Genomic DNA, 17,558 nt, shown 5'->3' on the forward strand with positions numbered 1-17,558 from the left:
GGGCAGGCCCAATGCAGCATGCAACACCCCTGCGTTGCACGCTGCGCGCGCCATCGAACGCAACTCGCAACGCCCTCATGCCGCACGCCGCACAGCGCCCGCTCCAGCATGCCGCCCACACCCGGACTCACATCCCGCACGCGGGAGCGGCAGTTTTGCGACAATAGCGCCTTTCGTCGCGCAGGCGGCGGCCCGGGCAACCGGTACGGCCCCCTCGACTTCACGGTCCGCGGCGCCGTGCGGCAGCCACCGGCCGGCCATCAGCCGGCGGCGGGACCGCCAGCGCGACCGCATCCGGCAGCGGCCATGCGGCAAGCCGCCGACAAGCTGCGCCCCCCGCCCCGGCGAACCCGCCGGCCTTGCCGCCCAACCCTTCACCACCGATCAGTCAGCTGTCCGTTCAATGGCACTTCCCCACATCGATCTGCTGTACTCTTTCTCCGGCCTGTTCGTCGGCTTCCTGGTCGGGCTGACGGGCGTCGGCGGCGGCTCGCTGATGACGCCGATCCTCGTCCTGCTGTTCAACGTGCATCCGGCCACCGCCGTCGGCACCGACCTGCTTTACGCGGCCGCCACCAAGGCAACCGGCACGCTCGTGCACGGACTGAAGGGCTCCGTCGACTGGCAGATCACGCTGCGCCTCGCCGCCGGCAGCGTGCCGGCGGCCACGGTCACGCTGATCCTGCTGCATCGGCACGGCATGGACACGCCCGGCGCGAGCCGGCTGATTCAGGTCGTGCTCGGCACGGCGCTACTGATCACGGCGATCGCGCTCGTGTTCCGCCCGCAGCTCGCGGCACTCGGGGCACGCAAGCAGCGCGCCCCGAGCCAGGGGCGCACGCTCGCGCTGACGATGCTCACGGGCGCGGTTCTCGGCGTGCTGGTGTCGCTGACCTCGGTCGGCGCAGGCGCGATCGGCGTGACGGTGTTGCTGCTGCTGTATCCGCTGCTGCCGACCACGCGCATCGTCGGCTCGGACATCGCGCACGCGGTGCCGCTGACGCTGCTCGCGGGCGCGGGCCATTGGCTGCTCGGCTCGGTCGACTGGTCGATGCTGCTGTCGCTGCTGGTGGGTTCGCTGCCGGGGATCGCGATCGGCAGCTATCTGTCGTCGCGGGCGCCGGATGCGCTGCTGCGCAATCTGCTGGCGGCCACGCTGACGCTGGTCGGCGTCAGGCTCGTGCTGTCCTGACGCCGAGCGCCGGCGCGGCGTCTACTTGAAATAGCGGCAGGTCAGATCGGCGTCGAACTGCCTGATCCACTGCCCGTGACGATCGGGATACGACTGCGCCCAGCCGCCGCGCCGCACGGTGACGAGACGCTCGGGCGCGGGCTCGTCCGCGCTCACGCTGGCGCTGATGTCGAAATGCGCGGGTGCGAAGCCATGGCGCGCGCACACGAGCTCGAAAGCGGCCCGATCGCCGATCGGCAGATCGATATAGCGAAACAGCGTGGTTTTCATGACGTCGGCTCCCGTTCCAGACGTCACAGTACGCCTCGGCGTGCGTCAGCACTGTGTCGCAGCGCACCAATCCGGAACGGAGTCAGAACGGCGGCGCAATCGCGCGGCTCGCCAGGATCGGCAGCCCGGTCGTCCGGTTCTCGCGACGCTTCCGCACAATCGGCAACCGGCCGGTAACGACGAAGGCAAAGGCGCAGGCGAAAAAAAAGCTCCGGCGATGAGCCGGAGCCGTATTCTGCGTCGATCGTTCGCGGCAGTCCACGAACCCGCACCCGGCGACGCGCGGCCTTGCGAGCCGCCGCGCGTGCGCCGTGGCGCTTACTGCTGCATGACGGTCAGCTTGTTCGAGACCGACGTCACGCCGGCGACACCCTTCGCGGCCGTACCGGCCGCATCGATCTGGCCCTGGCTCGGCACCGAGCCGGTCAGCGTCACCGCGCCGCCGCGTGCGCGCACGGCGATGTTCGACACGTCGAGACCCTGGGTCTTCGTGAGCGCGGCACGCACCTTGCGGCCGAGCTGGTGGTTCGCGCGCTTGCCGGCCTTGACGCTGGCGGCTGTGGCCGCGGTCGAATCCGTTGCCGGAGCGCTTGCCTGAGCGTACACGTTGCACGCCACCACCATTGCCACCACCGAACCCAGCGTTTTCAGAACACCGACCGTTTTCATAGCTCTCTTCTCCTTGATTTCACATTGGACCGCATCTCAAGCGGTTTCGTTACGACTACGGGCAACCGGCGTGGCGCGAAGCGAGCTTCGGCGACGACCGGTTAAGGCTACGACACGGTGCGCAAGAGGCGAGAGAGGCCGGCTGCCGCCCTGTCCGTCGTGTGCCGCCCGGTCAGGACGGCGCGCGGACCCGGAACGGGAACCCGCAAACCGCGAAATTCGCCGGCGCCCCCGGTTCTTGTCCGCCATGCCGGGATCGCGCCGCGCAAACGTTGGCTCGCGGTAGCGATCCACAATTTAATCTAGCCGGGACAGAAGCGCAAAGGGTTTAGTGGCGGGCGTGGCGCGGCGACAGCGGATGCCGGAATGCAAAGTGAACGGGCGAGGCCATGCGCGGACGGCCCGCAGGCGGCTGATTTGCGGCTCAATTGCTGCTGGCTCGCGGCTGATTTGCGTTGCATTAACGGCCCATTTGCGATTCAGACGCCGCTCACATCCAGCGCATGTGGAGTTCACGATTTGTTACGGCTTTGTCCGCGCACCGCCGCGCCGCGTGTTTCGCCGTCGCGCGAATCTCAGGTACCATCGGCGCGACGCGTGGTGACGGCGACCCGCAGCCCGCCTGCACAGGGCCGCGCCCGCTCCGGCCGCCAGATGCCGTTTCGCCGTTTCGCCGTTTCGCCGTTTCGCCGTTTCGCCGTTTCGCCGTTTCGCCGTTTCGCCGTTTCGCCGTTTCGCCGTTTCGCCGTTTCGCCGTTTCGCCGTTTCGCCGTTTCGCAACACCGTCGCACGTTCGCCCTCACGACCACCGCCGCCACCTGATCCGATGAAGCCAGCCACCGGCCGCACCCGTCCCCCTCGTCTTGTCGCCCGTTTCGTCGCGATCTCGTGGCGCGACCTCGCGGTGTCGTTCGGGCCACTCGTGCTGCTCGCCATCGTCGCGATCTGGGCCGCCGTGCGGCTCATCCAGCCCGCACCGCCGAGCACGCTGACGATCAGCGCCGGCCCCGTCGGCAGCACGTTCTGGAACGCCGCGCAGAAGTACAAGACGATCCTCGCGCGCAACCGCATCACGCTGAACGTGCTGGACTCGCAGGGCTCGCTCGAAAACCTCAAGCGGCTCTCGGACCCGAATTCGAACGTCGACGTCGGCTTCGTGCAGAGCGGCGTCACGCCCGGCACGGCGGGCAAGGATCTGATGTCGCTCGGCAGCGTCGCCTACGTGCCGCTCGCGATCTTCTATCGCGGCGCGCCCGTGCAGTGGCTCTCCGAGTTCAAGGGCCAGCGGCTCGCGATCGGCGCCGAAGGCAGTGGCACGCGCGAACTCGCGCTCGCGCTGCTCAAGGCCAACGGCATCGTGCCGGGCGGGGCGACCAGGCTGCTGCCGCTCTCGGGCGACGAAGCCGCCAACGCGCTGATCGACGGCAAGATCGACGCGGCCTTTCTCGCCGGCGACTCGGCGCAGCCCGCCGTGATGGGCAAGCTTTACCGCACGCAGAACATCCGCTTCTACGATTTCACGCAGGCCGACGCGTACACACGCCGCTTTCCGTATCTGACCCAGCTGAAGATACCGATGGGTTCGCTGGACCTCGGCCAAAACCTGCCGGCGAACTCGATCAACATCGTCGCGCCGACCGCCGAGTTCGTCGCGCGCGACTCGCTGCATCCCGCTCTCTCCGATCTGCTGATCGAAGCCGCGCGCGAGGTGCACGGCCACGCGACGGTCATGCAGCACGCCGGCGAATTCCCCGCGCCGATCGCGCACGACTTCCCGCTCTCCGACGACGCCGCGCGCTACTACAAGTCGGGCAAGAGCTTCCTGTACCGGACGCTGCCGTTCTGGATCGCAAGCCTCGCCGACCGGCTGCTCGTGGTCGTGGTGCCGCTGATCGTGTTGCTCGTGCCGGCGCTGCGCGTCGTGCCGGGGCTTTACGCATGGCGGGTCAAGTCGCGCATCTATCGCTGGTACGGCTCGCTGATCGCGATCGAGCGCAGCGCGCTCAGCGAGCATTCGGCCGCCGAGCGCACCTCGCTGATCGAGCGGCTCGACACGATCGAGGACTCGGTCAACGGCATGAAAATGCCGCTCGCCTACGCGGACCAGTTCTACGTGCTGCGCGAGCACATCGGCTTCGTGCGGCGGCGGCTCATGGCGAGCCGCGACACGCAAGGCGTGCTGGACGAGGTCGACGACACGGATGAAGCGGACGGCCGGACAGCGCAAGCCGCGACGGAGCCGGCGACGGGACCGACGGTTGCCGCGGACGAGCGCGCAAGCCGTGCCGCAAACGGCGACACCAGCGGCGACACCAGCGGCCGCACGAGCCGGAACGCGGAGAGCGGCGCAGATCCGCGCGGCAGCGGCGAAGCGGACGGCGACCTTAAAGACTGAACACACGGCAGGCCGGCGCCACCCGCGCCTCGAATGCCTTTCGCACCAGCGCGGCTTGCCCCTCGTTCACCGCACGCAGCCGCGCAAACCGGCGCCCCGCTTGCACCAGGGGATATCGACCGGTGCAAGCGCGGGCCGCACCGCGTAAGATCGTTACGATTTCGACGGAATAGCAGACGCACCGTCCGCGCCGTCCTGAAGCAGGTACCCGGGAGACATTTATGACCGTTGGCATCGACGCCCAACAGCCGCTGTGGTTCTACGATTTCGTCTCGCCGTTCACCTACCTGTTGCTCGAGCAACACGACAAATGGCCCGGCTTCGACTTCGCGTTCACGCCGGTCGTGCTGAACGATCTGTATCGCCACTGGGGCCAGCGCTCGGCGTACAGCGTGCCCGCCAAGCGCACGTTCATGTACCGGCACGCGCTGTTTCGCGCGGAACAGCTCGGCATTCCGTACAGGATGCCGCCCGCGCATCCGTTCGATTCGATGAAACCGCTGCTGCTCGCCACGGCCGCGAACGGCGACGTCCAGTTCGTGCGCGAGATTTTCCGCTTCATCTGGCGCGAGGGACGCGATCCGTCGAGCGACGAAGCCTTCGCCGAACTGTGCGCACGCGTCGGCCAGCCGGACGGCCCCGAACTGATCCGGAGCGAGGCCGCGAAGGCGCAGTTGCAGCGCAATACCGCCGACGCGATCAGCCTCGGCGTGTACGGCGTGCCGACGTTTCGTCTGAACGACCAGCTGTTCTGGGGCGAGGACGCGCTGCCGATGGTGCTGTACTGCGCGCGCACGCCGAACTGGCTCGAGTCGCGCGAGGTGAAGCGGATCAGTTCGCTACCGTGGGGGCTGCCGGACAAGCCGGTCGAGAAGACGTAGACGAGCACGAGTGTGCCTATGAGCCGGCATGAACGCATGTGCGCGGCCGGCGGGCGGCATGGGGTGAGTCGCATTGCAAGCCTCAGGAGGTTCGGGTGCCGGCTTCCCGCTTCCACACCGGCGTCACGGCATCGCGGCTTTGCTGCCTGCCTCAGTTCGCGCGAAGCCACCACGGCAACCCGCTGCGCTGATGCCCGCCATACCGCGCCCGCTATGCCGCTCACCCGCAAACGGGCCTAAGGTTATAACCTTCGTATTCACGCACGCGCCGCGCGGCGGACGGCCCCCGCATCATGCTTCACGCCGCCCCGGACCGCCCGCGCCACGCTTTCATCATGGACGACACCGCCGCCGCCTCACTCGATATCTGGCTCGTGCGCGTGCTGCGCACGCTGCTCGTCGAGCGCAGCGTCACGCAGACCGCGCAGCGTCTGAACCAGACCCAGCCCGCGATCAGCACCGCGCTGCGCAAGCTGCGCGAAACGCTCGGCGATCCGATTCTGGTGCGCGGCAAGTCGGGCATGGTGCCGACCGAATACGGCGAGTCGCTGCTCGCGGCCGCGCAACGCGTGCTACGCGACGTCGATTTCGTCGCCACGCCGCACGGCGACTTCGATCCGGGCCGCTCGCGCCGCACCTTTCGCGTCGCCGCGCCCGATTATCTGAACGACTTCTTCATGCCGACCGTGATCGCGCGGTTTCGCGAAGCGGCACCGCACGCGCGGCTCGAAATCGAATCGCTGGGACCGCTGCTCGATCATGCGGCCGCGCTCGACGCCGGCGAACTCGATCTCGTGATCGGCAACTGGCCGAAGCCCGATCCGCGCTTCGAGCGCAGCGACCTGTTCGCCGATACCGTCGTGTGCATGATGCGCGCCGATCATCCGTTGACGCGCGCGCCGCTCACGCGCGAAGCGTATCTGGCCGCGCCGCATCTCGCGCCGACGCCGTATAGCGGCGCGCGCGGCGGCGCGATCGACACCGGCTTCGCGCGAGCACGCGCCGAGCGGCGCATCGTCGCGACGCTGCCCTACTTCGGGCTCGTGCCGCAAACGCTGCTGCAATCGGACCTGATCTTCACGACGACGCGCCGCTTCGCGATGCACTACGCGAGCATGCTGCCGCTCGCGGTCGTCGAGGTGCCGATCGCGTTTCCGCGCATCCGGTGCTATCAGCTCTGGCATCCGCAGCCGGATCGGCCGAGCGACGTCGGCTGGCTGAGAACGTTGATGTCCGGGGTATCGGATGAACTGGTCGCGCGGAAAATGCCGCGCGCGAAGCCGGGGTCGCCGAGGGTGCGCACGGCCGTGGCGACGGAAGTGCGGACAGAAGCACGCACGGAAGCCGAGACGAAAGGCCGCGCGACAGCCCAGGCGAAAACGCCGCCGCAAAAAAGCGATGAGGCCGGCGCATAAACGCCGGCCTCATCGAACGCTCGCGCAAACTCCTTGCGCCGTCATCGTGCCGCGACCGTGCCGTGGTCTTGCCGTAACGGTGCCCTGCTTTACGCCGTGGCCGGCACGACGGCCCGCTCGCTAACATCCGCGTCGCGAATCCGCACCTGCCCGTCAACCGGTGCCGCGGTAGCCCGCTGCGTCCTCAACCGCAGCAACTGCGCGCACACGGCAATCGCAATCGCCGCCGGCGCTTTATCGACGATCCCCTCGACGCCGATCGGACACGTCATCTCCACGAGCCGCTCGAGCTCGACGCCGCGATCGAGCAGACGCCGCTCGAATTTCACGCGCTTCGTCTTCGAGCCGATCATGCCGAAGTAGCTGAAATCGCGCCGCCGCATGATGCGCGCCGCGAGCGAAAAATCGAGCGCATGGTTGTGCGTCATCACGAGAAACCAGGCACCGGGCGGCGCCGCGTCGACGATCGCCTCGGGCGTGTCGGTCGCCTCGATCTGCACGTTGGGCGGCGTTTCGTCGGGGAACAGTTCGTCGCGTTCATCGACCCACTGCACCACGCACGGCAGACTGCCGAGCAGCTTCACGAGCGCATGCCCGACGTGCCCCGCGCCGAACAGCACGATATGCATCGGCGCCGGTCGCGGTTCAAGCTCCGACGCGGCGCAGCGCCGGCCGATCCGCACTGCCGAGCCGTCGCCCGGTGCGCTCGTGCCGCGCACGAGATGAGTGAGGCATGCTTCCATACTGCGCTCCCGCAACTCGACACTCACTGTGACACCTGCCGCGCGGCCGTGGTAGCAGCACGCACCACGCCCACTGCCTTGAGGATTTCCTCGCTGGTCGCGGGCGCATTGAGCGGCGGATTGACCTGGTGGCCGCCGACCGCCGAGACCGCGTCGCGCACCGCGAAGAACACCGAGAACGGCAGCAGCAACGGGGGCTCGCCGGTCGCCTTCGAACGATGGATGCTGTCCTCGACATTACGGTTCTTGAAGAGCCGAACGTTGAAAACCGGCGGCACGTCGTTGACGGTCGGAATCTTGTAGGTCGACGGCGCATGCGTCATCAGCTTGCCGCCCGCGTTCCACCACAACTCCTCAGTGGTAAGCCAGCCCATGCCCTGAATGAACGCGCCTTCCACCTGGCCCACGTCGAGCGCCGGATTCAGCGACGCGCCCACGTCGTGCAGCGCATCGGCGCGCAGCACACGCATCTCGCCGGTCAGCGTGTCGATCACGACTTCCGACACCGCCGCGCCGTACGAGTAGTAATAGAACGGCCGGCCCTGCAGTTTCGACTGATCCCAGTAGAGCTTGGGCGTCGCGTAGAAACCGTCGGACCACAACTGAATGCGCGCGAGGTAAGCCTTCGCGACCACTTCCTCGAACGGCACGGCCACGTCGCCCACCACCAGGCGGTCGTGCACGAAGCGCACGTCCGATGCGTTGACGCGGCCCGCGCCGTAGCGGTCGGCGGCGAACGCAGCAAGCCGTTCGCGCAGCTGGTGCGCGGCGTCCTGGGCGGCCTTGCCGTTCAGATCGGAACCGGTCGAAGCCGCCGTCGCCGACGTATTGGCGACCTTGCTCGTATCGGTCGCGGTCACGCGAATGCGGTTGAAGCCCACGCCTAGTTCATGCGCGACGACCTGCGCGACCTTCGTGTTGAGTCCCTGGCCCATTTCGGTGCCGCCATGATTCACGAGCACCGAGCCATCGGTATAGATGTGTACGAGTGCGCCGGCCTGGTTGAAGTGCGTGACGTTGAACGCGATGCCGAACTTGACCGGCGTCAGCGCAAGCCCTTTCTTCAGGACCTCGTTGTTCGCGTTGAACTCGTCGATCTCCTTGCGGCGCGCGCGGTAATCGCTCGTCGCTTCGAGCTCGTCGATCAACTCGTGAATCACGTTGTCTTCGACCACCTGGCCGTACGGCGTCTGGTTGCGCTCGGTCTTGCCGTACAGATTGCGGCGGCGCACGTCGAGCGCATCGAGGCCGACCGAGCGCGCGACGTTGTCGATGATGTACTCGATCGCGAACGCGCCCTGCGGGCCGCCGAAGCCGCGAAACGCCGTGTTCGACTGCGTGTTGGTCTTGCCGCAGAAGCCGTCGATCGACACGTCGGAGAGCCAGTACGCATTGTCGAAGTGGCACAGCGCGCGCGTCATCACCGGGCCGGACAGATCGGCGGAAAAGCCGCAGCGCGAAGTCATGTCGACCGCGACGCCGTCGATCACGCCCTCTTCGTCGTAGCCCACTTCGTATGTGTAGTGGAAATCGTGGCGCTTGCCGGTGACCATCATGTCGTCGTCGCGGTCCGGGCGCAGTTTGACCGGGCACAGCAGCTTCCACGCGGCGAGTGCCGCGCAGCAGGCGAACAGCGCCGACTGCGATTCCTTGCCGCCGAAGCCGCCGCCCATGCGCCGGCATTCGATCAATACGTTATGCGAAGCAACGCCGAGCGCATGCGCGACGAGGTGCTGCATTTCGGTCGGATGCTGCGTCGAGCAGTAGACGTGCATGCCGTCGTCGTCCTTCGGCACCGCGTACGAAATCTGCCCTTCGAGATAGAACTGCTCCTGGCCGCCGAGCAGCATCTCGCCGGCCTCGCGACGCGCGGCACGCGCGATCCTCGTGCCGGCATCGCCGCGCGCGAGCTTCATCGGCGGCAGCACGAACTGGTTCGCGGCACGCGCCTGCTGCGCGGTCAGCACCGCCGGCAGCTCCTCGTAGACCACCTCGGCGCGGCGCGCGCCGAGCCGCGCCGCCTCGTGCGAGGTCGCGACCACGATAAAGATCGGCTGGCCGACGTATTGCACGACACCGTTGGCGAGAATCGGATCGTCGCCATGGACGATCGGGCCGACGTCGTTGACGCCGGGGATGTCGTCGGCGGTAAAGACCGCGACCACGCCGGGCGTCGCGCGCACCTTGTCGAGCGAGATCGATACGAGCTTCGCGTGCGCCTTCGCCGAGAGCCCGAGCGCCGCGTGCAGCGTGCCGGCCAGTTCGGGGATATCGTCGGTATAGGTCGCGCGGCCGCTCACGTGCAGATGCGCCGATTCATGCGGACGCGAGACGTGGACCTGGGTGAAGTCGTCGAGGTCCTGAAGCTCGTTCAGGAACGGTTCGGCTTGCTGGTTCATTGTGGTGTTCTCCGTATTTCTTAAGCGCGCGTTGGGCTCGCCGGGCTCAAGCACTCGCGCCGGCCGGCGCGACCGCGCGCACGTCGAGCGCGTTCTTCGGCAGCGGACGATTCGTGCGCGTTTCGAGCCAGAAGCGGTACAGCGTGTTCTTCGCCGCTTCGAGGCGATAGTCGCTGGTCGCGCGCATATCGGTGAGCGGCGCATAGTCGTTGCCGAGCGCGAGCATCGCGGCCTGCGCGGTCGCCTCGTGCCATTCGGCATCGCGCAGCACGGCTTCGGCATGGAGCGCGCGCTTCGGCGTCGCGGCCATGCCGCCGAACGCGATGCGCGGCTCGCGGATCACGTCGCCATCGGCGATGAACGAGAACGCCGCGCAGACAGCCGAGATATCCGAATCGAAACGCTTCGAGAGCTTGTAGGTGCGAAAGCGCAGGTTCGCGCGCGCGCCGCCGCGCGTCGGCACCTTCAGGCCGACCACGAACTCGTGCTCGGCCATGTCCTTCTTCTGATAGGCGAGGTACAGGTCTTCGAGCGGCATCTCGCGCTCGATCTCGCCGCCGCGCACGATCACGCGCGCGCCGAGCGCGATCAGGCCCGGCATCGAATCGCCGATCGGCGAGCCGTTGGCGATATTGCCGCCGAGCGTGCCGGCATTGCGGATCGGCAGCGAGGCGAAGCGCTGCCACATTTCGGTCAGCTCCGGATACTGCTTCGCGATCTCCGCATACGCTTTTTCGACGCTGACACCCGCGCCGATTTCGATCCAGTCGTCGCCGGTTGCGAGCTTTTGCAGCTCGGCGATCTGCCCGACATAGACGAGGTTGCCGAGCTCGCGCATCTGCTTGGTGACCCACAGGCCGATGTCGGTGCTGCCCGCGAGAATGCGCGCGGCCGGCGCCTGTTCCTTGATCTGCGCGAGCGCCGCAACCGTGCGCGGCGCGGCGAATTGCTGGCCGGCGTGCTCGTAGCGGAACGTCTCGCTGCGCTCGATCGATGCCAGCGCGGCGGCCAGCGCCTTCACGTCGACCGGCGCTTTCGGCGCAGGCGCCTCGAACATGCGCTCGGCCGCATCGACGATCGGCCGGTAGCCGGTGCAGCGGCACAGATTGCCCGTGAGCGCATTGCCGATCGCCTCGCGCGACGGCACGGAGCGATTCGCGCAGCCCTGTTCGTGGCCGTGCTTCTCGTAGAGCGCCCACATCGACATGATGAAGCCCGGCGTGCAGAAGCCGCACTGCGAACCGTGGCAATCGACCATCGCCTGCTGCACCGGATGCAGCGCGCCGTCCGGCTGACGCAGGTCTTCGACCGTGAAGAGCGCGCGGCCGTCGAGCGTCGGCACGAACTGGATGCAGGCGTTGACCGCCTTGAAGTCGACGCCGCCCGCCGCGTTGCGCTCGCCGATCACGACCGTGCAGGCGCCGCAGTCGCCCTCCGCGCAGCCTTCCTTGGTGCCGGTGCAATGCGCGTCCTCGCGCAGATACTGCAACACCGTGCGGGTGACGGGCGCGTCTTTGATCTCGCGGATCGCGTTGCGGTGATAGAAGCGGATCGGCTCAGTCATGTCTCGTTGCTCTCTTCTGTTGGGTGCCCGCGCGCACGCGCCACGGCGATGATTCGAAAACTATCACCGTCAATAAAGGCAACCCATAGCGCGATTCGCATGCGGGACATATCCGCAAGACGATATCGGGATGAATTTGCGTGGCACCGTGCTTATGTTGGCAATGTATTTTTGCCACTTTTGTATATTTTTTATTGATTTATTGCCACTCAGGGTAACGACAGGTGCCGGCTCGCAGCCCCTGCAAGCCCACGCCGGCACGGCAAAACGGACCTTTATATGAATCCGGCAGGCCGGTCGATCTGACCGATTTTTGAGCAAACTCTGCAAGGGGATCGGTTCCATGGGAGAATCACGCCTTCCCGCCGATTTCAAGTCTCGTTTTCCCGATGTCCACCGACTCCGCGCCCAACCGCAGCGAATTTGCGACGACCCTGCAGATCATTCCGGTCGTTTTTTTCACCTTCCTTTGCTATCTGACGATCGGCATTCCGCTCGCGGTGCTGCCCGGCTACGTGCACGACGACCTCGGCTATAGCGCGGTGCTGGCGGGCGCGGCGATCAGCGTGCAATACATCGCGACGCTCGCCTCGCGGCCGCTCGCGGGCCGCTCGGCCGACACGCTCGGGCCGAAGCGCACGGTGTCGATCGGGCTGCTCGGCTGTGGCGCAAGCGGCGTGTTCCTGCTGCTCGCGGCGCTGACGAGCCACTGGCCGGTGCTGAGCCTCGCGCTGCTCGTCTGCGGCCGCCTCGTGCTCGGTTTCGGCGAGAGCCTGTGCGGCACCGGCGCGATTCTGTGGGGCATCGGCCGGGTGGGCACGGCCAACAACGCGCGCGTGATTTCGTGGAACGGCATTGCGACCTACGGCGCGCTCGCGATCGGCGCGCCGCTCGGCGTGGCGATTTCGCATGCCATCGGCTTTACCACGCTCGGCATTCTGGTGATCGCGCTCGCGGCGCTCGGCTACTACGTCGCGCGGCTGATCGCGCCGGTGCCGCTGGTCCACGGCGAGCGGATGTCGTACCGCAGCGTGTTCACGCGCGTGCTGCCGCACGGCATCGGCCTCGCGCTCGGCTCGGCCGGCTTCGGCTCGATCGCGACCTTCATCACGCTGTTCTATGCGGCGCGGCACTGGCCGAATGCGGCACTCTCGCTGACGCTGTTCGGCACGCTGTTTATCGGCGCGCGTCTGCTGTTCGCGAACACGATCAAGACCTACGGCGGATTCCGCGTCGCGATTGCGTCGTTCGTGTTCGAGTGCGCGGGTCTCCTGATGCTGTGGCTCGCGCCCGAGCCGCACGTCGCGCTCGCGGGCGCCGCGCTGACCGGCTTCGGCTTCGCGCTCGTGTTCCCGGCGCTCGGCGTCGAGGCGGTCGGACTCGTGCCGCCCGCGAGCCGCGGCGCGGCGCTGTCGGCGTATTCGGTGTTTCTCGATCTGTCGCTCGGCATTACCGGGCCGTTGGCCGGGTATATCGCGGGCGAGTTCGGCTATGGCTCGGTATTTCTGTTCGCGGCGGCGGCCGCGGCCGCGGCGGTGGTGTTGTCGACGGTGCTGTATTTGCGGAATGCGAAGGTGGGGAATCTGTCCGCAGTGCAGTGAGTCCTCGCTCCCCCGCTATCGATGCGTTTCGATCGAGCCGGCCAGGACGTTCGTATTCGTCCCGCCGGCGCTCCAGGATCAGTAGTTCCTCCCGGCTTCGCACAGCACCTCCAACCCGCTCATAGCGCCCGCAGCGCAAACCAGCAGAAATTTCCAGACCGACGCGTTACCACGACATAAGAGTCAAAGCTCCGGTCGATCTGCCGATTCGCGTCATTTCTCAGGTCTGCCCAATACAGCGTAATTTAGAGATTTTGAATGTCATGGCGGAATGTGCGACAGGACACGTTCCCGTTCAAACTCTCACGCTATAAAGCCATAGGTCTCGCGTATCTGCCCGTGCAGGATCGAACGGGCAGTTCCCCTGGCTGTCTGTATCTCCCGATTGCGTTTGCGTGACACGGGCCCTGCCCGGACCGTCATGAACTATTGCGCACCGGTTCCCGCACGAAACTGACTGAAACACGAGACACATTCAACGTTGCGCAATCCGCTTGCCTGTCCGGAACAATCGCGCAATTCGGACAGGACCACATTTCATTGGCGGCCTATCTCTACTCGCTTCCTGAAAGGAAGTATCGAGCAACACGAGCACTCACCAGTCAGAAGACCGACTCATCGGATTTAACACACCCCCGCTCCTCCGATACACAGAGCGCGAAGGTCAAACTCAACCGGTACGAAGAATGAAAACGGATGACGTGATTTCGCTTCCTTGCGCCGGATTCCCTCCGATCGCGTCCGGCTCATTTCACGCAACACGCTTTCACGACGTACAGGTTGAAGAGGTATCGTGAAACCATTAGGTCGCCTCCTTTTCTCGTCGCTTACAGGCGTATTGTGCGAAAAAGTCGTGGGAACACTCGCGGCGATCGCCAGCAATCATCTTTTTGCCAATATCTACGGCGCGCGCCTGTTCGGCGAATTGCAATTCGCGTTGTCGCTAGCGGCGGTGGTCGGAAGCACCGCCCTTCTGTTCAGCGCGCAATCCGTCGCGCCGATCTTCGGCAAACATCCGCGGCTGCGCCATATCGTGTTTTATCGCGCGTTCCGTCTGCGCCTCTTTTCGACACTCGGCGTCATGCTGATCTTTTGCGTGGGCGCATGGTTCCTGATGGCGCGGGCCGGCGCCGAACTCGCCATCGTGGCAAGCTTCCTGCTCATCGTGGAACCGATCGCACTCGGCTCGCTGATGGCCTACGCCGAAAAAAGCCCATGGATCATCACCCGCGCCAAGACGCTGGCAAGCGGCGTCCGGGTACTGTGGCTGTTTCTCGCCGCTCACCTTTCGGCCGGCGCGCTGTTTGCCTCGATCGCGTGGCCCATCGAGGCCATCGTGGCCGCGGCCGGGCCATTTCGCCGCTATCGCAAGTTAGCGCTCAGTACACCGAAGTCGCTTCTCGGCGATACAGTCGTGACGAAAACATTGGTAACGCGCGGGCTCAAATTCTGGCCGGCCGTCGCCGCGGGCATCCTGATCCTGAGAATAGACCGCGTTCTGCTCGGCATGCTGATGTCGAAAGCCGATCTGGGTATCTACGCGGCAGCAGCCTCGCTCGTCGAGCAGTGGAATTCCGTCGGCGCGGCGCTCTCTCTCGCGCTCGCACCCAGCATGGTGTTCATCGCGAGAAATGAAGCACAGCTTCGCCAGAAAGCGCTCCGGCTCGGGGTTTATCTGAGCGCGCTCGCGGCCGTCGCTTTCGTATGCAGCCTGTTCGTGGGACCGGCGGTGTTTCTTCTGATCTACGGCCCGAAATTCGTGGCCGGCGCGCCTGTGATGATCTACGCCGCCGGTTGCTCGATCGTGATGTTCGCCGACGACGGGCTGAACACCTGGTTCATTGCCGCGCGCCGGTATCGGCTGATTCTGATCAAGCAGGCCATGACGCTGCTTGCCATTGCGGTGTCGCCATTCATCATGCCCAGAATCTGGATCATGTATGCGCCGTTCACGGCAAACGCGGTGGCGCTTCTCGTCTTCTGGTGTGTCATTTATGGCCAGAACGCCTATCGCACCGGCAAAATAGGCAAGACGTCCTCGTCGAATTCGCTCTCCGGCCCGAACCTTTGATGCGGCCCGGCTTCGAGGCCTGCTAACACGAGAAAAGCGTTGTCTGTGCCGTCCGATTGCGCGCGAAAATCGTCGTCATCGTGAAGCATTGCCATTCGGTGGTCAGAAACTGGAACCGTCCCACGGCAACGCCGGCACTGCTGCGATAGTTGTCCCACACGGAATTGACGCCCGCCCAGTAATCCGCGCCGACCGACAGCACGTATCGATTGTCGACCTCCGCGGCGGTTTGTCCTGTCGCCGGATTGATTCGAGCCTCGACCGCCACCAGGATGCCCGCGAGATTGCTCGAATCGAAATTCACCTTGCCGGCCGTTGGCCAGAAATGGAATGCCGCCTTGGGATTCGTCATGACCGACGTGTAACCGCCCGAATCCAGACGGATATCCGCCGGGATATTGATGTTGCCCTGGTAGTCCGGATTGAATTGCGCGCCATCCAGCGTATTGGTGGACTGAATCAACTGCAGCTTGCCGGATGTGCTGAGCAGATAGGTGCGAAAATTTCTCAGCGACACGTTTAGCGACACCGGCGCGGCTCCGGCAACGAGAAATATCTGCCCCCATCCTGTGATCGCATGGAATCCGGCCGGAGGGCTGTTACCGGCCTGGACGACCGGTTGAGTCTGCCAGCTGTATGACGGCGGCACACCGCTTGGCCTACCCTCGTTCGGCATGTGCATCTGCTGGACCGCGTCGACAATGCTCGACTGCAACGCAACTGCCGACTGCCCCGATGCTCTCACCACGACGAGCAGAAGCACACAGGCGGCAAACTTCAGACTCTTTTTCATGTCGATTTACCCGAATCGAACAGCAGACATCTTCCAACGCGAACTCACAAGGACGCCCTCCACCGCCGCATGAGCGTACGGCCAACCTGCCTCGATCAGACGTTAGATCAATAACTACCGGACCGCCACCTTTTATTGGGTTGTTGCACGGCGCCTGCCCGCTCGCAGGCGAACTAGCTGAGGTGTACGCGTGAAATGAATCCACGCGCCGCATTTCCATCTGGAATGCTTAAATAAGGTGTCGCTTCCCAGTGCGCTATTCCTCCATTCCATCGTGCGATTCCGCACTCTTTATGACAGGCAAACGTAATAGAATTCACGCAGTCATTCCGCTACGTCTCCGACAAGAAGAAATGAGGAGCACGACAAATAGAATCCATGTCCGAAGCCTGGCGTGGCGCGTGTGAACTTCCAGACATGTATTGGATTCGCTGTTCGTAAACCGCACAAGTGAGCACAGCACCCAATGGCTATCGATCGCTTTCCGCTAATCAACTCAACTGAGCATTTCATGAACCCCGGGATCGCGCAAAGCGGAGCCGATATCGTCCGGCCCGCTCAGAAATCCCGGCCCAGCTTCATTGGACACTCGATCTTTCACGAACCGTGGTGGCTCGACATCGCCACAGGCGGCAATTGGCATCTCGTCAAAGTCGTGGAGAATAACGAGGTCATCGGCGAAATGCCCTATACGCTCGTTAAAAAGGGGTTCTGGAAAGTCTCCGAAATGCCACCGCTCACTCGCTGCCTCGGCCCCGTCATCAGATCGTCAACCGGTCATGCCGAAGATGAATGGCGGCACCGCTTCAACGTCTGCGACAAGCTGATACGGCAGCTACCTGGCTGCGATCTGTTCGAGCAGTTGCTGGACCCGGATGTTTCGGAAGCGGAAGCGATTGCCTTTACCTTTAACCGCTTCACGGTACTCGTCAACTTCACGCTGAGAATTTTTCCGCAACAAACCGAGCCGGAGGTTTGGGCTCGCATGCGCGCGAATACGCGTAATGTGATTCGCCGCGCTTCGGAACAGTTGAGCGTCAAGGAAATACTCGACGCCGATGAATTCGTCCGCTTCTACGACGCCAATCTCGCGGCGCGTCAACAACGCAATATTTACGGCTCGGCGGTCATGAGAGCGCTGCTTGCTCAGGCCGTCGGGCGCGACGCGGGCAAGATGCTGGGCTGCTACAGCAAGGACGGCGTATTGCAGGCCGCGATTGCCGTCGTGTTCGACGACACCGCGCTCTATTATTTGCTGTGCTCCCGCAGACAGGATACGCATGGCGGTGCGGTCAGCCTTCTCATCTGGTCAGCCATCCGGCTGGCGCATGAACGGCAGCTGGTATTCGATTTCGATGGGGTCTCAAGCCAGGGAATCCTCACCTTCCTGTCCGGATTTGGCGGAAAGCTGGTGCGCCGCTTCGAGATACGCCGGCTGCAACCCGGCTACGCGACGTTTCGCCGCCTTTATCGAAACACGCAGTCAATGGTCGAAACGACGGCAAACCGGCTGCAACGGGCAAAAGGCGCCGGCGCGGCGCCCGAGAACTGACACCCGGCGTCAA

General features: G+C 65.0%; 13 protein-coding genes. 7 read left to right on the forward strand and 6 right to left on the reverse strand.

What is annotated here, in order from left to right; all coding sequences use genetic code 11:
* Positions 1–403 precede the first annotated feature (403 nt).
* Entirely contained in the window at positions 404–1,192 is a 789-nt protein-coding gene (locus F3J20_RS04490) for a sulfite exporter TauE/SafE family protein (RefSeq protein ID WP_167036236.1), read from the forward strand.
* A gap of 21 nt (positions 1,193–1,213) precedes the next feature.
* Here the strand turns inward: F3J20_RS04490 and F3J20_RS04495 are convergent, their stop codons facing one another.
* Positions 1,214–1,462 carry a hypothetical protein gene (locus F3J20_RS04495; protein ID WP_167036233.1) on the reverse strand — a complete coding sequence of 83 codons (249 nt, stop codon included), beginning with the start codon at positions 1,460–1,462 and terminating at the stop codon, positions 1,214–1,216.
* A 318-nt stretch (positions 1,463–1,780) separates the two neighbouring features.
* Positions 1,781–2,131: a BON domain-containing protein gene (locus F3J20_RS04500; protein ID WP_167036230.1), complete on the reverse strand. Its 351-nt coding sequence runs from the start codon at positions 2,129–2,131 to the stop codon at positions 1,781–1,783.
* An 826-nt stretch (positions 2,132–2,957) separates the two neighbouring features.
* Here F3J20_RS04500 and F3J20_RS04505 point away from each other — a divergent pair.
* The 3 genes from F3J20_RS04505 to F3J20_RS04515 all read left to right on the forward strand — a co-directional run bounded on the left by F3J20_RS04505 (position 2,958) and on the right by F3J20_RS04515 (position 6,822).
* Positions 2,958–4,526 carry a TAXI family TRAP transporter solute-binding subunit gene (locus F3J20_RS04505; RefSeq protein ID WP_167036227.1) on the forward strand — a complete coding sequence of 523 codons (1,569 nt, stop codon included), beginning with the start codon at positions 2,958–2,960 and terminating at the stop codon, positions 4,524–4,526.
* Between the two features lie 221 nt (positions 4,527–4,747).
* Positions 4,748–5,407, forward strand: a complete 660-nt coding sequence (locus tag F3J20_RS04510; protein WP_167036224.1) for a 2-hydroxychromene-2-carboxylate isomerase — start codon at positions 4,748–4,750, stop codon at positions 5,405–5,407.
* Between the two features lie 335 nt (positions 5,408–5,742).
* Positions 5,743–6,822, forward strand: a complete 1,080-nt coding sequence (locus F3J20_RS04515; protein ID WP_240158606.1) for a LysR substrate-binding domain-containing protein — start codon at positions 5,743–5,745, stop codon at positions 6,820–6,822.
* Between the two features lie 89 nt (positions 6,823–6,911).
* On the opposite strand, the gene xdhC is transcribed toward F3J20_RS04515, so the two are convergent.
* Genes xdhC through xdhA form a run of 3 tightly spaced genes read right to left on the reverse strand, consistent with a single transcriptional unit; the run spans position 6,912 to position 11,528 of the window.
* Positions 6,912–7,565, reverse strand: a complete 654-nt coding sequence (gene xdhC / locus F3J20_RS04520; RefSeq protein ID WP_240158605.1) for a xanthine dehydrogenase accessory protein XdhC — start codon at positions 7,563–7,565, stop codon at positions 6,912–6,914.
* Between the two features lie 23 nt (positions 7,566–7,588).
* The gene (gene xdhB, locus F3J20_RS04525; protein WP_167036221.1) at positions 7,589–9,964 is read right to left on the reverse strand and encodes a xanthine dehydrogenase molybdopterin binding subunit; all 2,376 of its coding nucleotides are present in this window, start codon (positions 9,962–9,964) and stop codon (positions 7,589–7,591) included.
* A gap of 46 nt (positions 9,965–10,010) precedes the next feature.
* Positions 10,011–11,528, reverse strand: a complete 1,518-nt coding sequence (xdhA, locus tag F3J20_RS04530) for a xanthine dehydrogenase small subunit (protein WP_167036218.1) — start codon at positions 11,526–11,528, stop codon at positions 10,011–10,013.
* Between the two features lie 389 nt (positions 11,529–11,917).
* On the opposite strand from xdhA, the gene F3J20_RS04535 reads away from it, so the two are divergent.
* On the forward strand, positions 11,918–13,129 hold the full coding sequence (locus F3J20_RS04535; RefSeq protein ID WP_167036215.1) for an MFS transporter: 1,212 nt from the start codon (positions 11,918–11,920) through the stop codon (positions 13,127–13,129).
* 853 nt (positions 13,130–13,982) lie between these two features.
* Positions 13,983–15,200, forward strand: coding sequence for a hypothetical protein (locus F3J20_RS04540; RefSeq protein WP_167036212.1), 1,218 nt, complete (start codon positions 13,983–13,985; stop codon positions 15,198–15,200).
* A 22-nt stretch (positions 15,201–15,222) separates the two neighbouring features.
* Here the strand turns inward: F3J20_RS04540 and F3J20_RS04545 are convergent, their stop codons facing one another.
* Positions 15,223–15,993 carry a hypothetical protein gene (locus tag F3J20_RS04545; RefSeq protein WP_167036209.1) on the reverse strand — a complete coding sequence of 257 codons (771 nt, stop codon included), beginning with the start codon at positions 15,991–15,993 and terminating at the stop codon, positions 15,223–15,225.
* A gap of 466 nt (positions 15,994–16,459) precedes the next feature.
* On the opposite strand from F3J20_RS04545, the gene F3J20_RS04550 reads away from it, so the two are divergent.
* Positions 16,460–17,545 (forward strand): GNAT family N-acetyltransferase, encoded by a 1,086-nt coding sequence (locus F3J20_RS04550; protein ID WP_167282185.1) that lies wholly within the window; start codon positions 16,460–16,462, stop codon positions 17,543–17,545.
* Positions 17,546–17,558 lie beyond the last annotated feature (13 nt).

Origin of the sequence: Paraburkholderia sp. Cy-641, assembly GCF_011752945.1 — a bacterium.
Taxonomy (GTDB): Bacteria; Pseudomonadota; Gammaproteobacteria; order Burkholderiales; family Burkholderiaceae; genus Paraburkholderia.

Excerpts from the sequence above, each read along its gene's own strand:
- F3J20_RS04490 (WP_167036236.1), top strand. The coding sequence starts at position 404 with ATGGCACTTCCCCACATCGATCTGCTGTACTCTTTCTCCGGCCTGTTC.
- F3J20_RS04495 (WP_167036233.1), bottom strand. The coding sequence starts at position 1,462 with ATGAAAACCACGCTGTTTCGCTATATCGATCTGCCGATCGGCGATCGG.
- F3J20_RS04500 (WP_167036230.1), bottom strand. The coding sequence starts at position 2,131 with ATGAAAACGGTCGGTGTTCTGAAAACGCTGGGTTCGGTGGTGGCAATG.
- F3J20_RS04505 (WP_167036227.1), top strand. The coding sequence starts at position 2,958 with ATGAAGCCAGCCACCGGCCGCACCCGTCCCCCTCGTCTTGTCGCCCGT.
- F3J20_RS04510 (WP_167036224.1), top strand. The coding sequence starts at position 4,748 with ATGACCGTTGGCATCGACGCCCAACAGCCGCTGTGGTTCTACGATTTC.
- F3J20_RS04515 (WP_240158606.1), top strand. The coding sequence starts at position 5,743 with ATGGACGACACCGCCGCCGCCTCACTCGATATCTGGCTCGTGCGCGTG.
- xdhC (WP_240158605.1), bottom strand. The coding sequence starts at position 7,565 with ATGGAAGCATGCCTCACTCATCTCGTGCGCGGCACGAGCGCACCGGGC.
- xdhB (WP_167036221.1), bottom strand. The coding sequence starts at position 9,964 with ATGAACCAGCAAGCCGAACCGTTCCTGAACGAGCTTCAGGACCTCGAC.
- xdhA (WP_167036218.1), bottom strand. The coding sequence starts at position 11,528 with ATGACTGAGCCGATCCGCTTCTATCACCGCAACGCGATCCGCGAGATC.
- F3J20_RS04535 (WP_167036215.1), top strand. The coding sequence starts at position 11,918 with ATGTCCACCGACTCCGCGCCCAACCGCAGCGAATTTGCGACGACCCTG.
- F3J20_RS04545 (WP_167036209.1), bottom strand. The coding sequence starts at position 15,993 with ATGAAAAAGAGTCTGAAGTTTGCCGCCTGTGTGCTTCTGCTCGTCGTG.
- F3J20_RS04550 (WP_167282185.1), top strand. The coding sequence starts at position 16,460 with ATGGCTATCGATCGCTTTCCGCTAATCAACTCAACTGAGCATTTCATG.